This window comes from Collinsella sp. HCP28S3_E12 (assembly GCF_052065595.1).
Classification (GTDB): domain Bacteria; phylum Actinomycetota; class Coriobacteriia; order Coriobacteriales; family Coriobacteriaceae; genus Collinsella.
This window is the reverse complement of sequence record NZ_JBQHTS010000003.1, coordinates 19,684-37,265: the sequence shown is the minus strand read 5'-3', so window position 1 is coordinate 37,265 and position 17,582 is coordinate 19,684. Positions and strand designations below refer to the sequence as shown.

Genomic DNA, 17,582 nt, shown 5'->3' with positions numbered 1-17,582 from the left:
AGGGCTGTGCGCCCTCGTTTGGTACACTTAGAGGTACTGGACAAGTGAAGAGATGGGGGAGAACGTGCTCAAGTTCGGTACCTACGTTCGCGTTGGAAACGCGGCCGAAGCCTATGAGCTCTTACAGAAGAACCGCAACAACAAGATTGTGGGCGGCGGCATCTGGATGCGCCTGGGTTCGCGTCGCGTGGCGACGGCGATTGACCTTTCGGCCTGCGGACTCGATCAGATCGAGGAGACCGAGACCGAGTTTCGCATCGGTGCCATGTGCACCCTGCGCCAGCTCGAGCGCCATGCCGAGCTCAACGCGCTCGTCAACCATGTCTTTGAGTTCGCCGTCCACGATATCGTGGGCGTGCAGCTGCGCAACACCGCCACGGTGGGCGGCAGCATCTACGGTCGCTTTGGTTTCTCGGACGTGCTCTCGGCCTTTTTGGCGCTCGATTCGTACGTTGAGCTGACGGGTGCCGGCCGCGTGCCGCTCGCCGAGTTCGTGGATATGGGCTACGTGCGCGACGTGATCGAGCACGTGGTGGTCGTTAAGCACGATTACCGCGCAAGCTACGAGGCCGTGCGCAAGGCCGCGACCGACTTCCCCTCCTTAAACGTCACCGCTGCCTGGTGGGACAACAGCTGGCATGTCACCGTGGGCGCCCGCCCGCTGCGCGCGACCCTGCTGCAGGGCGAGGCGTGCGGCCTGGTGAGCGAGCAGCCTTCCGAGGACGAGCTGCGCGCCCTGGCCGCGTCCGTACGCGCACTGAGCTACGGCACCAACCTGTGGGGCTCGGCCGACTATCGCCGTTGCATCTCGGCGCCGCTTGCCGTGCAGGCCGTGTGCCGCGCCGCCGGCATCGAGCTTTCGGCCTCGCTTGCCCGCGAGCTCGAGGGCGTGCAAGTGCCTAAGTTTGCCACGGACGAGTATTCCTGCCGCCGCGTGCCCGGCGTCGATTCTAGCGAGGTGCGCTAATGGCTGCCAAACTCATCGATCTTTCCTTTACGCTCAACGGCCGCAAGGTCAAGGTTCAGATTGCCCCCGACACCATGCTCTTTGCGCTGCTGCGCGAGCAGGGCTGCGCGTCGGTGCGCTGCGCCTGCGAGACTACTAACTGCGGCCTGTGCACGGTGTGGCTCGACGGCGACCCGGTGCTGAGCTGCTCGGTTCCCGCTGCGCGCGTCGAGGGCCGCTCCGTCACCACGCTCGAGGGCCTCAAGGCCGAGTCCGAGGCGCTCGCCCACGCAATGGCTGCCGAAGGTGCCGAGCAGTGCGGTTTTTGCGCCCCCGGCCTCATCATGAACGTGCTGGCGCTTGCCCGCGCCGCCAAGGAGGACCCGAGCCTCGTCGCCACGCGCGAAGAGCTCTCGCGCCAGCTCGCCGGCAACCTCTGCCGCTGCAGCGGCTACGAGAGCCAGCTGCGCGCCATCGTCCGCTTCCTTAACGAGTCCGGCGTGCAGGTGGGCTTTGAGATGCCCGAGCTTCCGGTCAACGACACCAGCTGCGATGGCGTCTCGTACAAGCAGATCACCCATAAGCAGCCCAAGAAGGACTCGAAGGCCCTGCTCGAGGGGCGTCCCGTCTACACAGGAGACCTGGTGCCCGCCGGCGCCCTTATCGTCAAGCTCAAGCGCAGCCCGTATGCCCGTGCCAAGATCCGCTCCATCGATACGTCGCGCGCCCTGAAGGTGCCCGGCGTCGTGGGCGTCTACACCTACGAGGACGTGCCCAAGCGCCGCTTTACTATCGCCGGCCAGAGCTATCCGCAGCCGAGCCCCTACGACCGCCTGATCCTCGAGAACCTGGTGCGCTACCAAAACGAGGAGGTGGCGATCGTCGCCGCCGAGACCGAGGAGGCCGCCGACAAGGCGCTCAAGCTCATCAAGGTCGACTACGAGGTGCTCGAGCCCCTGCTCGACTTTACCCAGGCGCTCGATAACGACATCGTGGTCCACCCCGAGGGCGACGTGACCTTTATGTTCCCGCAGGGCGGCGACGTTGCTCGCAACCTGGTGTGTAGCGGTACCAGCGATTTTGGCGACCTGGACGAGGCCTTCGCCCAGAGCGACATCGTCTTTGAGCGCACTTACACCAGCCAGGCCACGCAGACCGCGCCCATGGAGACCTTCCGTGCCTTCGCGACGACCGACGCGTTCGGCCGCATCTCGGTGACCACCTCCACGCAGGTGCCCTTTCATGTGCGCCGCATGGTCGCGCAGTCGCTCGACATTCCGCAGTCGCAGGTGCAGGTTATTAAGCCGCGCATCGGCGGCGGCTTTGGCTCCAAGCAGACGGGCTGCTGCGAGATCTTCGTGGCGTTCGTGACGCAGCAGACTGGCCGTCCGAGCTATTGCTGCTACACCCGCGAGGAGACCATCACTGCGGGCAACTCGCGTCACCAGATGCAGATGACCGTCAAGCTGGGCGCCATGAACGACGGCACCATCACGGCCATCGACCTGCACACGTTGTCCAACGCCGGCGCGTATGGCGAACATGCCACCACGACGATCGGCCTCTCGGGCCACAAGAGCCTGCCCATCTACAACCACGTGAAGGCGAGCCGCTTTAGGTGGGACGCCGTCTACACCAACACCAACCGCGGCGGTGCGTATCGCGGCTACGGCGCCACCCAGGGCCAGTTTGCCGTGGAGAGCGCCGTCAACGAGCTCGCCGACATGCTGCACATGGATCCCGCCGACCTGCGTCTTAAGAACATCGTGCGCGAGGGCGAGATTATGCCGCAGTACTACAACGAGAAGCTCAACGCCTGCGCGCTCGACCGCTGCCTGCTGCGTGCGATGGACATGATCGGCTGGCGCGACAAGCCGCTGGCCGTGGACCTGGGCGACCGCGTGCGTGCTCTGGGCTGCGCGCTCACCATGCAGGGCTCGGGCATCTCCAACGTGGATATCGGCGGCATCGACATGCGCCTGGAGGAGGACGGCTTCATTACCATCGGCACCGGCGCCACCGATAACGGCATGGGTGTCGACACGATCCTGGCGCAGATTGCCGCCGAGGAGCTGGGCGTGGAGAGCTCGCTTATCGTGGTGCGCGGCGTGGATACCGACGTCTCGCCGTTCGATGCCGGCTCGTACGCGAGCTCGGGCACGTACGTGACGGGCCTGGCAGCCAAGAATGCCGCGACCGAGCTGCGCGAGAAGATCTGCGCCAAGGCCGCCCAGATGTGGGACGTGGACGCCGCCGACGTGGTCTTCGACGGCCAGTACGTGCGTCTGTCTGACGAGCGCGCCGCTCGCGAGTGCGGCCGCTACCTCACGCTGCGTGACTTTGCCAACCTGTGCGTCAAGAACATCGCGGGCGGCGACGCGCTCACCTCGCATGCTTCTGCCTGCCTGCCAGTTTCGCCTCCGCCGTTTATGGCCGGCATTGCCGAGGTCGAGGTCGACAAGGCCACCGGCAAGGTGACTGTGGTGGACTATGCGGCGGCTGTGGACTGCGGCACCGTGATCAACGAGGCGCTCGCGCGCGTCCAGGCCGAGGGCGGCATTGCCCAGGGCATCGGTCACGCGCTCTACGAGATTGTCGAGCACGACGACCGCGGCCGCCTGCGCACCGGTAACTTTATGAGCTACAAGCTGCCCACGCGCCTGGATATCGGCAGCATTCGCGTGGCCTTTGAGCCGAGCTACGAGCCGACGGGCCCGTTTGGCGCCAAGTCGATCGGCGAGGTCGTCATCAACACACCGCTCGCCGCCGTTGCCTCGGCCGTGGCGCACGCCACCGGCCACCAGGTTCGCTCGCTGCCGATCACGCCCGAGAAGGCCCTGCTGGGGGAGTAGGCGAGGCGCGGCAGCCGCCGCTCTTTGGCAAGCCCGAGGAAACTGCAGCCCACTTTTCAACCGAATTGTGGGCTGCGGGAGATAGCCGATGGGGGTAGCTAATTTGGGACGGGGCTTTTTTAGCTACCCCCACAAGCGGGGTAGCTAAAAAAGCCCCGTCCCAAATTAGCTGCCCTGTTCCGCTGTAACTCGTGGTGAGGTCGTGGGCCTAAAAAGGTGTGCGTGCGCTTGCCGTTCGTATCTGCTATCATTCCTAGTCTGTGCGCTCATGCGGGCGTGGCGGAATTGGTAGACGCGCCAGATTTAGGTTCTGGTGGGATTCCCGTGAAGGTTCGAGTCCTTTCGCCCGCACCAACGCACCTGCGTCGGCCTCGGCCGTCGCGACACTTTGTTGCATAAAGGTACCAGCACCTCAGATAAGCTGGGCAGTATGAGGAGGAACGTGTTGAACATCACCGCTTCTGACGTCAAGGACGCCAAGCTCACCGCTACGGTCACCATCCCGGCCGCCGACGTCGACGCCGCGATCAAGAAGGCCTACAAGGACACCGCCAAGAAGTACCGCTTCCCGGGCTTCCGTGCCGGCAAGGCTCCCCGTCCGGTCATCGACGCTGCTCTTGGCGCCGAGGCCACCCTCGCTCAGGCCACCAACGATCTGATCGCCGCCAACGAGCCCGCCGTCCTCAACGAGCTGGACATCGTCCCCACCAAGAACGGTGACTACAAGGAGCTCGACCTCGCCAAGGATCACGAGGACTACACCTACACCGTCGAGTTCTCTCTGCGTCCTGCCGCCGAGCTCTCCTCCTACGACGCTGTCGAGATCGAGATGCCTCCCGCGGAGGTCACCGAGTCCGAGATCAACAACCAGGTCGAGATGCTCCTCAACTACCGTGCCACCTTCGAGGACGTCGAGGGTCGCGGCGTCGAGGCCGAGGACTACGTTACCGTCGACCTCAAGGCCGTCGAGAACGCCGACAACTTCGCTGCCGAGGGCCGCATGCTCATCGCCGGTAGCGACAGCAACCCCAAGGAGTTCAACGAGGCTCTGATCGGTGCTAACGTCGACGACGTCAAGACCGTCACCTGGACCGACGAGGTCGAGGAGGGCGAGGAGGCCGAGACCCACACCGTCGAGGTCACCGTCAAGGGCATCAAGGTCCGCAACACCCCCGAGCTCACCGACGAGCTCGTCAAGTCCGACTTTGGCTTCGACAGCATCGACGCTATGCGCGACGCCATCAAGCTCGAGATCGAGCAGGACAAGGCTTCCCGCCTTCCGGCCGAGAAGGAGAACCGTTGCGTCGCCGCTCTCGCCGAGCGTCTGCAGCTCGAGGAGATGGACGCCGACTACGAGCAGTCTGTCTTTGAGGAGCTTGGCCAGAACTTCCTGTCCAACCTCGCTGCCCGCGGCATGACGCTGGACACCTGGCTGCCCGCTTCCGGCCTGACCATGGAGCAGTTCATCGGCGACCTGCACAAGCAGGCCAACGACGTTGCCCGCGAGTCCCTGGCGCTCGACGCCCTCGCCCGTGAGCTCAAGATCGAGGTCACCGAGGACGACGTCAACGCCGAGTTCGAGAAGGCCGGCGTCAAGGACGTCGAGGCTTCCAAGGCCGAGTTCATCGCCGATGGACGCATGCCTGCCGTCCGCGAGTCCATCCGTCGCTCCAAGGCCGTCGACCACCTGGTCGAGAACGCCAAGGTGACCGAGGTCGACGAGACCGCCAAGGACGCCGAGTAATTCTCGCCACCTTTCCCGCGAGCGCATGCAGGCGCCCGTGATGGGGTAAAGTTATAAACCGGTCATTCGGTTGCTTCGTACGGTGCCAGCCAATGCATAGCATGCGGGCACCGTACGTTTATCTAGAACCAATTTGGTCCGCAAGAGAGAAATGGAGATGCGTATGATCGCTAAGTTCGATTCCGCCCTCGTGCCATACGTTATCGAGCAGACGCCGCGCGGCGAGCGCAGCTACGATATCTATTCGCGCCTGCTCAACGACCGCATCATCTTCTTGGGCGAGGAGATCAACTCCGTCAGCGCCAACCTGGTCGTTGCCCAGCTGCTGCATCTTGAGAGCCAGGATGCCGAGAAGGATATCTCGCTCTACATCAATTCGCCCGGTGGCGAGGTCTACTCCGGCCTGGCGATTCTGGACACCATGAACTTTATCAAGCCGCAGGTCTCCACCATTTGCGTCGGTATGGCTGCGTCTATGGCCGCCGTGCTGCTTTCGGCCGGCGCCAAGGGCAAGCGCTTCTGCCTGCCGCACTCCAAGGTCATGATTCACCAGCCCAGTGGCGGTGCCCAGGGTCAGCAGACCGAGATCGAGATCGTGGCCGAGGAGATCAAGAAGACCCGTCGCGAGCTCAACCAGATCCTGTCCGACGCCTCGGGCCAGCCGATCGAGAAGGTCCAGGCCGATACCGAGCGCGACAACTACCTGACCGCTGCCGAGGCCCTTGACTACGGCCTGATCGACCGTATCGTTACCTCGCGCGATCTTGCCGCGAAGGACGCCTAGAATGGCCGGTAACATGCAGGACAACTTTGACGAGAACGGCAACCCCATCCGCTGCTCCTTCTGCGGAAAAGAGCAGGGTCAGGTGCGCCGCCTTGTAAAGGGCCCTACCAACATCTTTATCTGCGACGAGTGCGTTGCCGCCTGCTCCGAGATCTTGGAGGAGTCGCTGGCTTCGGACTTTATGGATGCCGCCTGCAACGGCAAGCTGCCGGGCTTCCTCAACGACCACGGTCAGGCTGCCGGGCAGCCTGCCATGGATCCCGAGCCCGAGGGCTTTGAGCTCGAGGACGACGTACGTCAGGTCATCACGCACGTGCCGACCCCGCACGAGATCTATGACGAGCTTTCGGCCTATGTCATGGGTCAGGAAGACGCCAAGCGCGCCATGTCGGTTGCCGTGTACAACCACTACCGTCGCGTGATCGAGGGCGGCGCCGCGCTTTCGGCCTTTGACGAGGCCTCGGGTGCGGGTTCGCGGCTCGACGACGATATGGACGAGGTGGAGCTCGCCAAGTCCAACATCTTGCTGCTCGGTCCCACCGGTACCGGTAAGACCTTGCTCGCCCAGACGCTCGCGCGCATCCTCGAGGTGCCGTTTGCCATCGCCGACGCCACCGCACTCACCGAGGCCGGTTACGTGGGCGAGGACGTGGAGAACATCCTGCTCAAGCTCATCAATGCTGCCGATGGCGATATCGAGCGTGCGCAGGTCGGCATCATCTACGTGGACGAGATCGACAAGATCGCCCGCAAGGCCGAGAACCTCTCCATCACCCGCGACGTTTCGGGCGAGGGCGTTCAGCAGGCGCTGCTTAAGATCCTTGAGGGCACGGTGGCAAGCGTTCCGCCCACCGGCGGCCGCAAGCACCCCCAGCAGGAGCTGCTGCAGATCGACACGACCAATATCTTGTTTATCTGCGGCGGTGCCTTTGTGGGTCTGGACAAGATTATCGCCGATCGCGTGGGCAACAAGGGCGTGGGCTTTAACTCCGAGATCGCCGGCCCCATCTCGGTCGACGAGAACGACCTGCTGCGTCAGGTGCTCCCGCAGGACCTCAACGCCTTTGGTATGATTCCCGAGTTTGTGGGACGTACGCCCGTCGTCACCCAGACACAGGCGCTCGACGAGGACGACCTGGTGTCGATCCTGACCGAGCCAAAGAACGCCGTTGTGCGTCAGTACCGCAAGATGTTCCAGCTCGAGGACGTTGAACTTGAGTTTGAGGACGCCGCCCTGCACGAGATTGCCCGCATGGCGCTTGCCCGCAAGACCGGCGCCCGCGGCCTGCGCTCCATCTGCGAGGACGTGCTGCAGCAGACGATGTTCGACCTGCCGAGCGAGGAAGGAGTCGCCAAGGTCATCGTGACCGAAGCCTCCGTAAAGGGCACCGAACAGCCCCAGCGCATCTACGGCTAACCTGCCAAAAAGGGACAGGTTTATTTTGGCAGGTTTTATCAGGGAGAATGACGTTTTCCCATATAAAACCGACCAAAATAAACCTGTCCCTAAATGGTAGGTTTCGCAAATGTGAATTTGAATAGCCTCCGACCACCCGCGGTCGGAGGCTATTTTATATATACGCAATAACCCCAACTACCTGTGTTATTCTGTGTGTTTGTTTAAGCCTCAGCGAAGTCGTATCAGACTGAAGTAATCGATACCTAAGGGGAGGAATACAGACCCTGGTGGGCCTCCATTCCTCCCCGGTGGGACGGGAGAGATATATGGAAGAAATGCCCAAAAACTACGATCCGTCGACCAACGAGCCGGCGATCCTGCAAAAGTGGCTCGACGGCGGCTACTACAAGCGCCGTGAGGGCGTGGGCGACTGCACTGTCACCATTCCGCCTCCCAACGTGACCGGCAAGCTCCACATGGGTCACGCCACCGACGACTCCATCCAGGATGCCATCATCCGCATGGCCCGCATGCGCGGCAGGTCCACCCGCTGGGTGCTCGGTACCGACCACGCCGGTATCGCCACGCAGACCAAGGTCGACAAGAAGCTCAAGAGCGAGGGCATCAGCCGCCTGGAGATCGGCCGCGATAAGTTTGTCGACGCCTGCTGGGATTGGACCCACGAGTACGGCGGCATCATCGTCGAGCAGATCAAGCGTATGGGCTGCTCCGTCGACTTTGATAACGAGCGCTTTACCATGGACGAGGACTACGCCCAGGCCGTGCGCAAGGTGTTCTGCGACTGGTACCACGACGGCCTGATCTACCGCGGCAAGCGCATCGTCAACTGGTGCCCCAACTGCACCACCGCCATCTCGGACGACGAGGCCGAGTACAAGGACGAGAAGGGTCACCTGTGGCACCTGCGCTACCCGCTGACCGAGCCGGTCAACGGCCAGGACTACATCGTCGTCGCCACTACGCGCCCCGAGACCATGCTCGGCGACACGGGCGTGGCTGTCTCCCCGAAGGACCCCGAGAAGGCCGCCTTTGTGGGTAAGACCGTCAAGCTCCCCATCGTCGACCGTGAGATCCCCATCTTTGAGGATTGGCATGTCGACGCCAACTTTGGCTCCGGCTTTGTCAAGGTCACCCCGGCCCACGACCCCAACGACTACGCCATGGGTCAGGCCCACGACCTGCCGCAGATCAACATCTTTGACGAGCATGCGGTGGTCGTCGAGGGCTACGGCGAGTTTACCGGCATGACCCGCGAGGAGTGCCGCGAGGCCGTCATCAAGTGGTTTGAGGAGCACGACCTGCTCGATCACGTCGAGGATCACGATCACTCCGTCATGCACTGCTACCGTTGCGACTCCGCACTGGAGCCGTGGCTGTCCGAGCAGTGGTTTGTGGCCGTCGACAAGCTCAAGGGGCCGGCGCTCGATGCCGTCAACTCCGGCAAGGTGACCTTCCACCCCGCGCGTTGGACGCAGACCTATACCACCTGGATGGAGAACCTCAAGGACTGGTGCATCAGCCGCCAGCTGTGGTGGGGCCACCGTATTCCCGTGTTCTACTGCGAGGACTGCGGCTGGGAGGATGCCCTTACCGAGGACACCGACGTGTGCCCTAAGTGCGGCGGTCATCACGTGCATCAGGACGAGAACGTGCTGGATACCTGGTTCAGCTCGCAGCTGTGGACTTTCGCCACGCAGGGCTGGCCCCAAAAGCCGGAGCTGCTCGAGGGACATCACCCCACGACGGCACTCGTCACCGCGCGCGACATCATCGCGCTGTGGGTCGCCCGCATGGTCATGAGCTCGCTGTACTTCCTGGACGAGGTGCCGTTTAAGGACGTCGTCATCTACCCGACGATTCTTGCCAAGGACGGCAGCCGCATGTCCAAGTCCAAGGGCAACGGCGTTGACCCCATGGACCTCATTGGCATGTACGGCGCCGACGCCATGCGTTACAACCTGCTGACGCTCTGCACCAACAACCAGGACGTCAAATTTGACGCGAACATCGATAAGAAGACCAAGAAGCTTATCGACAGCCCGCGTACCGAGCAGGCCAAGTCGTTTGTGACCAAGATTTGGAACGCCAGCCGCTTCCTGCTTATGAACATGGAGGGCTACACGCCCGGCGAGCCCGTCGTAGAGACGCCGGCCGACGCCTGGATGTTCAGCCGTCTGGCCAAGGCCGTCAAGATGGTTACCGAGGGCATCGAGAACTACACCTTTGGCGACATGGCCCGCGGCGTTCAGCAGTTCTTCTGGAACGAGGTCTGCGACTGGTACGTCGAAGTCACCAAGGCGCGCCTGAAGGGCGAGGGCCGTCTGCAGGCGCAGCGAAACCTGATCTTTGTGCTCGATACCTCTATTCGCCTGATGCACCCGCTCATGCCGTTTGTCACCGAGGAGATCTGGGACAACATGCCGGCGAGCGTGCTCGACCTGGACGCCGAGGGCAACGTGGACCGCGCCGAGGCGCTCATGATCGCCAAGTGGCCCGAGCCTGCCGACTATGTCAAGTATGTCGACGAGGACGCCGAGCGCGCGTTTGAGCTGTGTCGCACCGTCGTTTCTGCCGCCCGTGCCACGCGTTCGCGTTATCGCTTGAGCCCCAAGGCCGAGCTCGACGTGGTCGTGCGTGCCGGTGCCGAGGACATCGAGAAGCTCGAGAGCCTGCGCTCGACCATCGAGCCGCTGGCCAATACCGCCTCGCTGGTCATGGGTACCGATGTTGAGAAGCCGGCCGCGAGCATCGCCGTGGTCGACAGCGGCGTCGAGGTCTTTGTGGTGCTCGAGGGCAAGGTTGACCTTTCGGCCGAGAAGGCACGTCTGGAGAAGGAGATTGCCGCGGCCCAGAAGGAGCTCGCCGGCTGCGAGAAGACGCTCGCCAACGAGGGCTTTGTGGCCAAGGCCGCGCCCGCGGTGGTCCAGAAGAAGAGGGACCGTGCAGCTGAGCTCAAGGAGATCCTGGAGGCGCTGACTGCTCAGGTTGCTGACTTCTCGTAAGCGTTACTGGGGGACGCGGTTTGGGGCATTGCTCGCTACTGCGGACAGTCCTGCTCGCACGAAGGCCACATTAAGTGGCCTTCGGCTCGTGCGGAACTTGTATCGAGCAAAGCCCCAAACCGCTCCCAGGTCGTTTACGTGGTTGTTTGCAACTGGTGGGTTAGGCCACTTGGCTGTGGCCTTGATTCTGCTGCAAAGCGGTGTTTGGCTGATATTTCGAATGGGAGGGGCTCGTTGTTGATTCGGGCCTCTTTTTATGTTGAGGGGACTTTGGGTTATGGCTAAGCGTTCTGGGTCGTATGTCGTTCCTTTCTCGTTTGATTTGCTTTCGTTTGGTGAGGCTGTGGGGCTTGCTGCCGATACGGGGCGGATTTCTGGGGATGCTGGTCCTCTGCTCGAGACGGTTGTCGATATGCTCGATGAGCTGGGGCGGCCGGACGAGTACTTTGATTGCGTTCAGGTTGCCGGTACCAATGGCAAGACTTCGACCACGCGTTTTTCGGCTGCTATCCTTCGCGGCGAGGGGCTCAAGGCTGCGCTTTATACGTCGCCGCAGCTTGTTCGCTATCCCGAGCGCATGGAGGTCGATGGGCACGTCGTGAGCGATGAGGCGTTTGCCCGTGGCGTTTCTGCTGCTGCTGAGGCGGGGCATCGAGTGAATGCGCGCCGCGTGGTGGCGGGGGAGCGTGCCTATACCATCACGCCGTTTGACCTGCTGACGGCCGCCGCGCTTGTGGTGTTTGCCGAGGCTCGCGTGGATGTCGCCGTGCTCGAGGTCGGCATGGGCGGTCGCTGGGACGCCACGAGCGCGACCGATCCTGTCGCCGTTGCCATCACGGGCATCGGACTCGATCACACGCGCATTCTGGGCGATACGCTCGAGGCCATTGCGGGGGAGAAGGCCGCCGTCATTAAGCCCGGACGCCTGGTTGTGCTGGGCGAGGGCACGCATGAGCCGAGCGTTCAGCGCGTTATGGATGCCCGTTGTCGCGAGTGTGGTGTGGTGCCGCTGGTGGTGAGCCACACCACGACCAAGGTGCCGGCGCATGTGGGCGATACGGTTGAGTTTAGCTGTACCACGCCGCGTGCGATTTATGTGTCGAGCATGGTTAAGCCGGCGTATCAGCCGCAGAATGCCGCGTGCGCGATTATGCTCTGCGAGGGGTATCTGGGTCGCGAGCTCGACCACGAGGCGCTTGATGCTTCGCTTATGGGCTGCCCCACGCCGGGCCGTTTTGATGTGTTGGGAACCGACCCGCTCAAGCTGATCGACGCCTGCCATAACCCCCAGAGCTGCGAGAACTTTGTGAGCGCCTTGGACGAGATCGATCCGTGCGTAGAGAATCGCCCCACGTTGCTGTGCGCCGCGCTGGCAGACAAGGACGTGGCGGGTATCGTCGACGTGCTGATCCCGGCCTTCCCGCGCGTGGTCGTCACACAGACCGATTCCGATCGCGCCCTGCCGGCGGAGGAGCTTGCTGCCCTGGTGGACTCCGATAAGCTCGCAGGCGTGTACCCCAGCGTGTCCGAGGCCCTCGCAGCCTTTGAGGCCGCAGGCGAGCCCTTCATAGCAGCAGGCACCATCACCCTGGCCGGCGAAGTTGCCGGTCTGCTCCGCTAGATCCCTTCCGCAGGGTAGCTAGTTTGCCTGCTCGCCACGAAATGGGCCTATCTACTACGTTTGACCGGCTACCCTCAACCATGCCGAGAATCGCAAAATCAAAACCGCAGGTAGAAGGCTTGTAAATTTTCAAAAAATACCCGCATGGTCGCCCCATGCGGGTTAAACGTAGTAGATAGGCCCATTTCGTGGCGGCATTCATGTGATGCGGCAAAGGGGCTGTCCCTTTGCCGCATTGCCTAGTCTAGGCGGACCGGATCGTGGGGGTAGGCGTTGAGGATCTCGACGCCGCTCTCGGTGACCAGGGCAAGGTCCTCGATGCGGACGCCGGTGCGGCCGGGGAGGTAGATGCCCGGCTCGATGGAAAACGTCATGCCCGGCTCCACGACCTGCTCATTGACGAGCGAGACGTCGCCCGGCTCGTGGTCTTGCAGGCCGATCGAGTGTCCCAGACGGTGCGTAAAGTACTTGCCATAACCCGCGTCCTCAATCACGTCGCGCGCGGCACGGTCCAGATCGCACATACGCACGCCCGGTGCGATGAGCGCCTCAGCGGCCTCGTTGGCGCGGCGCACGATGTCGTAGATGCGTGCCGTCTCCTCGTCCGGCTCGCCCCAAAAGAACGTGCGCGTCATGTCCGAGCAATAGTTGCGGCGACGCCCGCCAATGTCGAACAGCACCACGTCGCCACGCTTGAGTACCGTATCGTCTGGCTCGTGGTGCGGGTCGCCGGCGTTGGCGCCAAAGCTCACGATGGGCGGAAAGCTAAAGCCCTCGCAATCGTGCTTGCGATACAGGCCAAGCATCTGGTCGGCGATCTCGCGCTCTGTCACGTCTTCGTGGACGAGCTCGATCGCGTCGGCCATCACGGCGTCGTTAGCGGCCGAGGACACGCGCATAAGCTCCTGCTCGCCGGCGTCTTTGTAGGTTCGCGCGGCGGTCACGGCAAAATCGCCTAGGAAGAATTCGCTCGCGGCATGGCGCTCCATGAGGGGCATCAAGAAGCCGGAGCGCATGACGGTGTCGATGCCGAGCGGTTTGGTCGGATCAACCTCGCGAGCGATGGCGTCGGCCACGACGTCGGTATCGGTGTGGTACGCGACGCGGGCATTGTCATACTCGGGCAGCTGATGCAGCGCGTTGACCAAGATCACGGGCTCGCTACCGCGTGCGAGTAGTACGCCGCAAAAACGCTCGAACATATCGGCATAAAAGTCGGTCAGGTAATAAATCGACCACGGGTCGTTTACGAGCAGCTGCGCGCCGGGGTGCTGAGCCTCGAGCGCATCGAGCACGCGTGCCACGCGCTGGTCATCGACATGTGCCATACATCGTCCTTTCGTTAGGTTGCCACCATGGTATCCCCAATGCCAGGGCAGTCAATTTGGGACGGGGCTATTTTAGCTGCGTCAAATATGCGAGCTGATAGGTAAAAGTAGTCAATATGGTCCCGTCCCAAATGGGCTGGTTTCAAAACTATGGCGGATTACGGGGCTGGACCTGTATTACTTGACCATGGGAAAAATAGCGAAATTAAAACCGCAGGTAGAAGGCTTATCAAAAATCGAAAATTGCCAGTATGGGTGGGGGTCTCCGAATCAGCCCCGTAATCCGGCATAGTTTTGAAATGGCACTAAAGTAGGCACAAGCTAAATACCGATCCCAAGGCAAGTTGCGGTGGAATAGCTCCTTGATGCCGGGGTTTTGGCGGAAATTGGGAACTATTTCGCCGCAATTTAGGGGGCGGGGCGGATGCGGGGTAGCTAAAAGAGCACCGTCCCAAACGGGCTGCTTAGGCCGGGTCGATGTCCATGCTGGCGATGAGGTCGGTACCGGTGTCTAGGAGGTTGGGGAGGACTACATCGCCCATGCGGATGGGGACTTTGACCACTAGGCCGCGGATGAGGTCCATGGTCTGGGCATGGAGCTCGAGCGGGATGGCTTCGGCCGTGCGGACGGGCAGCAGCGCCTCGTCGCCGCCTGATACCGCCACGGTGGTAGTGAGGACGCGCATGGGGCAGGTGAGCTCCTGATGCGCGAACTTATCGCCGCGCGGGCAGCTGTTGCCGGTCACGGCGCGCACCGTCGCCACGCGGTCGTCGGCCCCGCGCTCCACTTCCACCGTAAGGAGGCACTCGGATGGGCAGGTGGTGCAGTTGAACTGTAGCGTCTCGATCGCATTTGTGCTCATGGCTATGCCTCCTCGACGGGCTCGACGGAAAGGATAATCTCGCTGGCACCCAGGTCGAGCGCTCGCTGTATCACCTTTGCCGGCAGCGGGAAGCTTTCCATAACGCTCGGTTTAAACGCGCGGACCTTGCCCGTAAGCAGTTCCTCGTCGCCCGCCAGAATGCGCACGCGGGCGGCATCGACCGGCCGGCGCACGCGGAAGTTGAGCCTGGTGAGTGCCACGGCCGTAATGCGTCCCGGCAGCGCGTAGCCGGCAATGTCGGCAGGGGAGACCGTGAGCTGGCAGCCAGCGCCCGTCTCGACATCCGCGCCGGTCCCCAGCGCGTACGTCGCCGCGGCTGCGCCGGCACGCTCGGACTCGGTCGTCACGTTGTCGGCCAGGTCGTGCACGTGCAGCACGTTGCCGCAGGCAAAGATGCCCGGCACGCCCGTCTGCAGGCTCTGGTCCACCACGGCGCCGCGCGTGCGCGGGTCAAGCTCAACACCCGCGCCTACCGAAAGCTCGTTCTCGGGAATCAAACCTACCGAAAGCAGCAGTGTGTCGCACGGAACGATGCGCTCGGTCCCCGGAATGGGCGCCAGATTTTCGTCGACCTGGCTCACCTCGACGGCCTCCACGCGGTCGTGCCCAATCACGCGTGTGACGGTGGTGGACAGGTGCAGCGGAATGCCAAAATCGTCCAGGCAATTCTTTACATTGCGGCGCAGGCCGTTGGCGTATGGCATAAGCTCGTACACGCCCTCGACCGAAATCCCCTCGAGCGTGCAGCGACGCGCCATGATGAGCCCAATGTCGCCCGAGCCTAAAATGACGGCGCGCGAGCCGGGCTTGAGGTTGTCGATGTTGATGTATCGCTGCGCCAGGCCGGCGGTAAACACGCCGGCGGGGCGGCTGCCGGGAATCTTGATCTCGCTGCGCGTGCGCTCGCGACACCCCATGGCAAGGACGACGGCGCGCCCGGTGAGCTGCAACATGCCGGCGGGGCTCATGAGCGTGACGGTGTGTGCCGAGGCTTCGCTCGCCGCGCCACTTGCGCCCGCGCCTGCGACTTTGTCCTCGCTTGAGTCGATCCCAATCACCATACTGTCCAGGAACAGTGCGATATCGGTTTCGCGCACCTGGTCGATAAAGCGCTGTGCGTACTCGGGACCGGTCAGTTCCTGCTTAAAGTGTGAGAGGCCAAAGCCCGGGTGGATGCACTGGCGCAGGATGCCGCCCAGGTGCTGCTCGCGCTCCACGATGGCCACGCGCGCTCCGGCCTTGTGTGCGGCAAGTGAGGCCGCCATGCCGGCAGGTCCGCCGCCGATAACGACTACGTCGAACGCCTGCGTCTGCACGGCGCCGGCAGCAATTGATGCCCTGTCGGCATCTGCGCAAGTGCACTCGACGCCCGATACCGCACCCATATCGATACTCGTCGCCATCCTAGCGCACCCCCTTCAAAGGTCCCTCAACGAGCCACGAGCCAGTGTCCTCCAGCAGCACCTCGCTGGGATCGCAGCCCAGCTCGCGGGCCAGAATCCGCACCACGCGGCTCTGGCAAAAGCCGCTCTGGCACCGACCCATGCCGGCACGGCAGCGGCGTTTGACGCCCTCGACCGAGACCGCACCCGGGCGGCGTCGAATCGCGGCCACGATCTCGGCCTCGGGCACCGTCTCGCAGCGGCAGGCGATCTGCCCCCATGCAGGGTCGGACTCAATGAGCTCTTCCTTGCGCGCAAGCGGCGCGCGGTCAAAGTCGTCCGGCGCACGGCGAATCGGATCCCAATCGGCCCGCTCGCGCAAAGCAACGCCCGCCTCGCGCAGCACCTGCTCCATGCGCTCGGCAATGGCCGGAGCGCTCGCCACGCCTGGCGACTGAATGCCCGCCGCCTGGAACAGCCCCGGCACCACGGCAGACTGTCCAATAAAAAAGTCGTTCGTTCCCTGAATGACCGGACGCCCGCCGGCAAACGCTCGCACCACGCGGCGCGTGTCCAGATCGGGCACCAGCTTGCGCGCGCCGCTCAGCAGCGCGTCGACATCGCTCGCATAGGTCTGCGTGTCGCCCGCCTCGCGCACAGCGGCCGTCGCGGTGATCACCGTGTTGCCGTGGACGGTGCCCGTAACGATGACGCCCTTGGAAACCGGCGTGGGAACGGGGTAGAGCGGCATGAGTGCACGCGGCTCCTTGTCCAGCACCACAATGTTGCCCTGGCGCCAGACCATCTGGAACTCCTCGGCGCCCGCCATATGCGAGATGTCTGCGGCGCCGTTGCCCGCCGCGTTAATCAAATAGCGGCAGCGCACATCACCGGCCGGTGTCACCAGCGTAAAACGAGCGGTCCCGTCACCGCTCCTGTCGCCAGCGCCGGGAGCTACCTCGATCGTCTCCACCGGTGCGGAGCGCACAAACGTCACGCCGTTGGCTACGGCGTTCTCCATCGCGGCGATGGCGACCTCAAACGGATCGGCATAGCCGGTCGAGGGACACCACAGCGCGCACGTGGCCTGGGCGCTGGCGCGCGGCTCCAGCTCGTGGATGCGCTCGGCCCCGATGATCGCCAACTCGGGTACGCCGTTTGCCAGCCCGTTGCTTTGCAGCTGCTCCAGCTGCGCGCGGTCTTGGTCGCTAAATCCCAGTACCATGGACCCGGTGCGACAAAACAAAAAGCCCAGCTCCTGGGCCCACGTGCCATATAGCTCGCAGCCGCGGGCGTTGACCTGGGCCTTAACCGTGCCCGGCGCCGGATCGTAGCCGGCGTGCACCAGGCCACCGTTGGCCTTCGACGCGCCCAGGGCAATGTCGTTGGCCGCCTCGACCACGCAGATGGACAGGTCATAGCGTGCGAGCTGCCGCGCGATGGCGCATCCGGTGATGCCCGCGCCCACAATCGCGATATCAAACGTTTCTGCCACAGTGCCTCCAAGACGAGTTGACAGGCTGTCAATAAGGCTATCCTACGGTGTGCGCATCCCCCGCGCAGCGGCAATGCGGCGAACAGCCCCGCTGCATCCGCCAACGGCAGGCGAGGGGAGACTC

At 63.2% G+C, this 17,582-nt stretch carries 11 protein-coding genes and 1 tRNA gene; 8 read left to right on the top strand and 4 right to left on the bottom strand.

All coding sequences use genetic code 11. From position 1 onward, the window contains the following. Positions 1–64: 64 nt before the first annotated feature. The 8 genes from ACTNBY_RS01780 (at position 65) to ACTNBY_RS01745 (ending at position 12,369) form a co-directional block, all read left to right on the top strand. On the top strand, positions 65–967 hold the full coding sequence (locus ACTNBY_RS01780; RefSeq protein WP_441056158.1) for an FAD binding domain-containing protein: 903 nt from the start codon (positions 65–67) through the stop codon (positions 965–967). After that, positions 967–3,798: a molybdopterin-dependent oxidoreductase gene (locus ACTNBY_RS01775; protein ID WP_441056156.1), complete on the top strand. Its 2,832-nt coding sequence runs from the start codon at positions 967–969 to the stop codon at positions 3,796–3,798. Before ACTNBY_RS01780 ends, ACTNBY_RS01775 begins: the two co-directional genes overlap by 1 nt. A gap of 270 nt (positions 3,799–4,068) precedes the next feature. Further along, positions 4,069–4,152: transfer RNA gene (locus ACTNBY_RS01770), tRNA-Leu, on the top strand. An 88-nt stretch (positions 4,153–4,240) separates the two neighbouring features. Further along, complete coding sequence (tig, locus tag ACTNBY_RS01765) at positions 4,241–5,542, top strand: trigger factor (protein WP_441063146.1); 1,302 nt, start codon at positions 4,241–4,243, stop codon at positions 5,540–5,542. Positions 5,543–5,705: 163 nt separating this feature from the next. After that, positions 5,706–6,326, top strand: coding sequence for an ATP-dependent Clp protease proteolytic subunit (locus tag ACTNBY_RS01760; protein ID WP_022095182.1), 621 nt, complete (start codon positions 5,706–5,708; stop codon positions 6,324–6,326). A 1-nt stretch (position 6,327) separates the two neighbouring features. Next, positions 6,328–7,743, top strand: a complete 1,416-nt coding sequence (gene clpX / locus ACTNBY_RS01755) for an ATP-dependent Clp protease ATP-binding subunit ClpX (RefSeq protein ID WP_441063141.1) — start codon at positions 6,328–6,330, stop codon at positions 7,741–7,743. A 308-nt stretch (positions 7,744–8,051) separates the two neighbouring features. Beyond that, on the top strand, positions 8,052–10,748 hold the full coding sequence (locus ACTNBY_RS01750; protein WP_441053877.1) for a valine--tRNA ligase: 2,697 nt from the start codon (positions 8,052–8,054) through the stop codon (positions 10,746–10,748). A 277-nt stretch (positions 10,749–11,025) separates the two neighbouring features. After that, positions 11,026–12,369, top strand: coding sequence for a bifunctional folylpolyglutamate synthase/dihydrofolate synthase (locus tag ACTNBY_RS01745; RefSeq protein WP_441063140.1), 1,344 nt, complete (start codon positions 11,026–11,028; stop codon positions 12,367–12,369). A 239-nt stretch (positions 12,370–12,608) separates the two neighbouring features. On the opposite strand, the gene ACTNBY_RS01740 is transcribed toward ACTNBY_RS01745, so the two are convergent. The 4 genes from ACTNBY_RS01740 to ACTNBY_RS01725 all read right to left on the bottom strand — a co-directional run bounded on the left by ACTNBY_RS01740 (position 12,609) and on the right by ACTNBY_RS01725 (position 17,458). Next, entirely contained in the window at positions 12,609–13,697 is a 1,089-nt protein-coding gene (locus ACTNBY_RS01740) for a M24 family metallopeptidase (RefSeq protein ID WP_441063139.1), read from the bottom strand. A gap of 464 nt (positions 13,698–14,161) precedes the next feature. Next, the gene (locus ACTNBY_RS01735; RefSeq protein WP_427793828.1) at positions 14,162–14,560 is read right to left on the bottom strand and encodes a DUF1667 domain-containing protein; all 399 of its coding nucleotides are present in this window, start codon (positions 14,558–14,560) and stop codon (positions 14,162–14,164) included. 2 nt (positions 14,561–14,562) lie between these two features. Further along, the gene (locus ACTNBY_RS01730) at positions 14,563–15,984 is read right to left on the bottom strand and encodes an NAD(P)/FAD-dependent oxidoreductase (protein ID WP_441063137.1); all 1,422 of its coding nucleotides are present in this window, start codon (positions 15,982–15,984) and stop codon (positions 14,563–14,565) included. A gap of 1 nt (position 15,985) precedes the next feature. Then, entirely contained in the window at positions 15,986–17,458 is a 1,473-nt protein-coding gene (locus tag ACTNBY_RS01725; protein ID WP_441063136.1) for an NAD(P)/FAD-dependent oxidoreductase, read from the bottom strand. Positions 17,459–17,582 lie beyond the last annotated feature (124 nt).

Excerpts from the sequence above, each read along its gene's own strand:
- ACTNBY_RS01775 (WP_441056156.1), top strand. The coding sequence starts at position 967 with ATGGCTGCCAAACTCATCGATCTTTCCTTTACGCTCAACGGCCGCAAG.
- ACTNBY_RS01760 (WP_022095182.1), top strand. The coding sequence starts at position 5,706 with ATGATCGCTAAGTTCGATTCCGCCCTCGTGCCATACGTTATCGAGCAG.
- clpX (WP_441063141.1), top strand. The coding sequence starts at position 6,328 with ATGGCCGGTAACATGCAGGACAACTTTGACGAGAACGGCAACCCCATC.
- ACTNBY_RS01750 (WP_441053877.1), top strand. The coding sequence starts at position 8,052 with ATGGAAGAAATGCCCAAAAACTACGATCCGTCGACCAACGAGCCGGCG.
- ACTNBY_RS01745 (WP_441063140.1), top strand. The coding sequence starts at position 11,026 with ATGGCTAAGCGTTCTGGGTCGTATGTCGTTCCTTTCTCGTTTGATTTG.
- ACTNBY_RS01740 (WP_441063139.1), bottom strand. The coding sequence starts at position 13,697 with ATGGCACATGTCGATGACCAGCGCGTGGCACGCGTGCTCGATGCGCTC.
- ACTNBY_RS01735 (WP_427793828.1), bottom strand. The coding sequence starts at position 14,560 with ATGAGCACAAATGCGATCGAGACGCTACAGTTCAACTGCACCACCTGC.
- ACTNBY_RS01730 (WP_441063137.1), bottom strand. The coding sequence starts at position 15,984 with ATGGCGACGAGTATCGATATGGGTGCGGTATCGGGCGTCGAGTGCACT.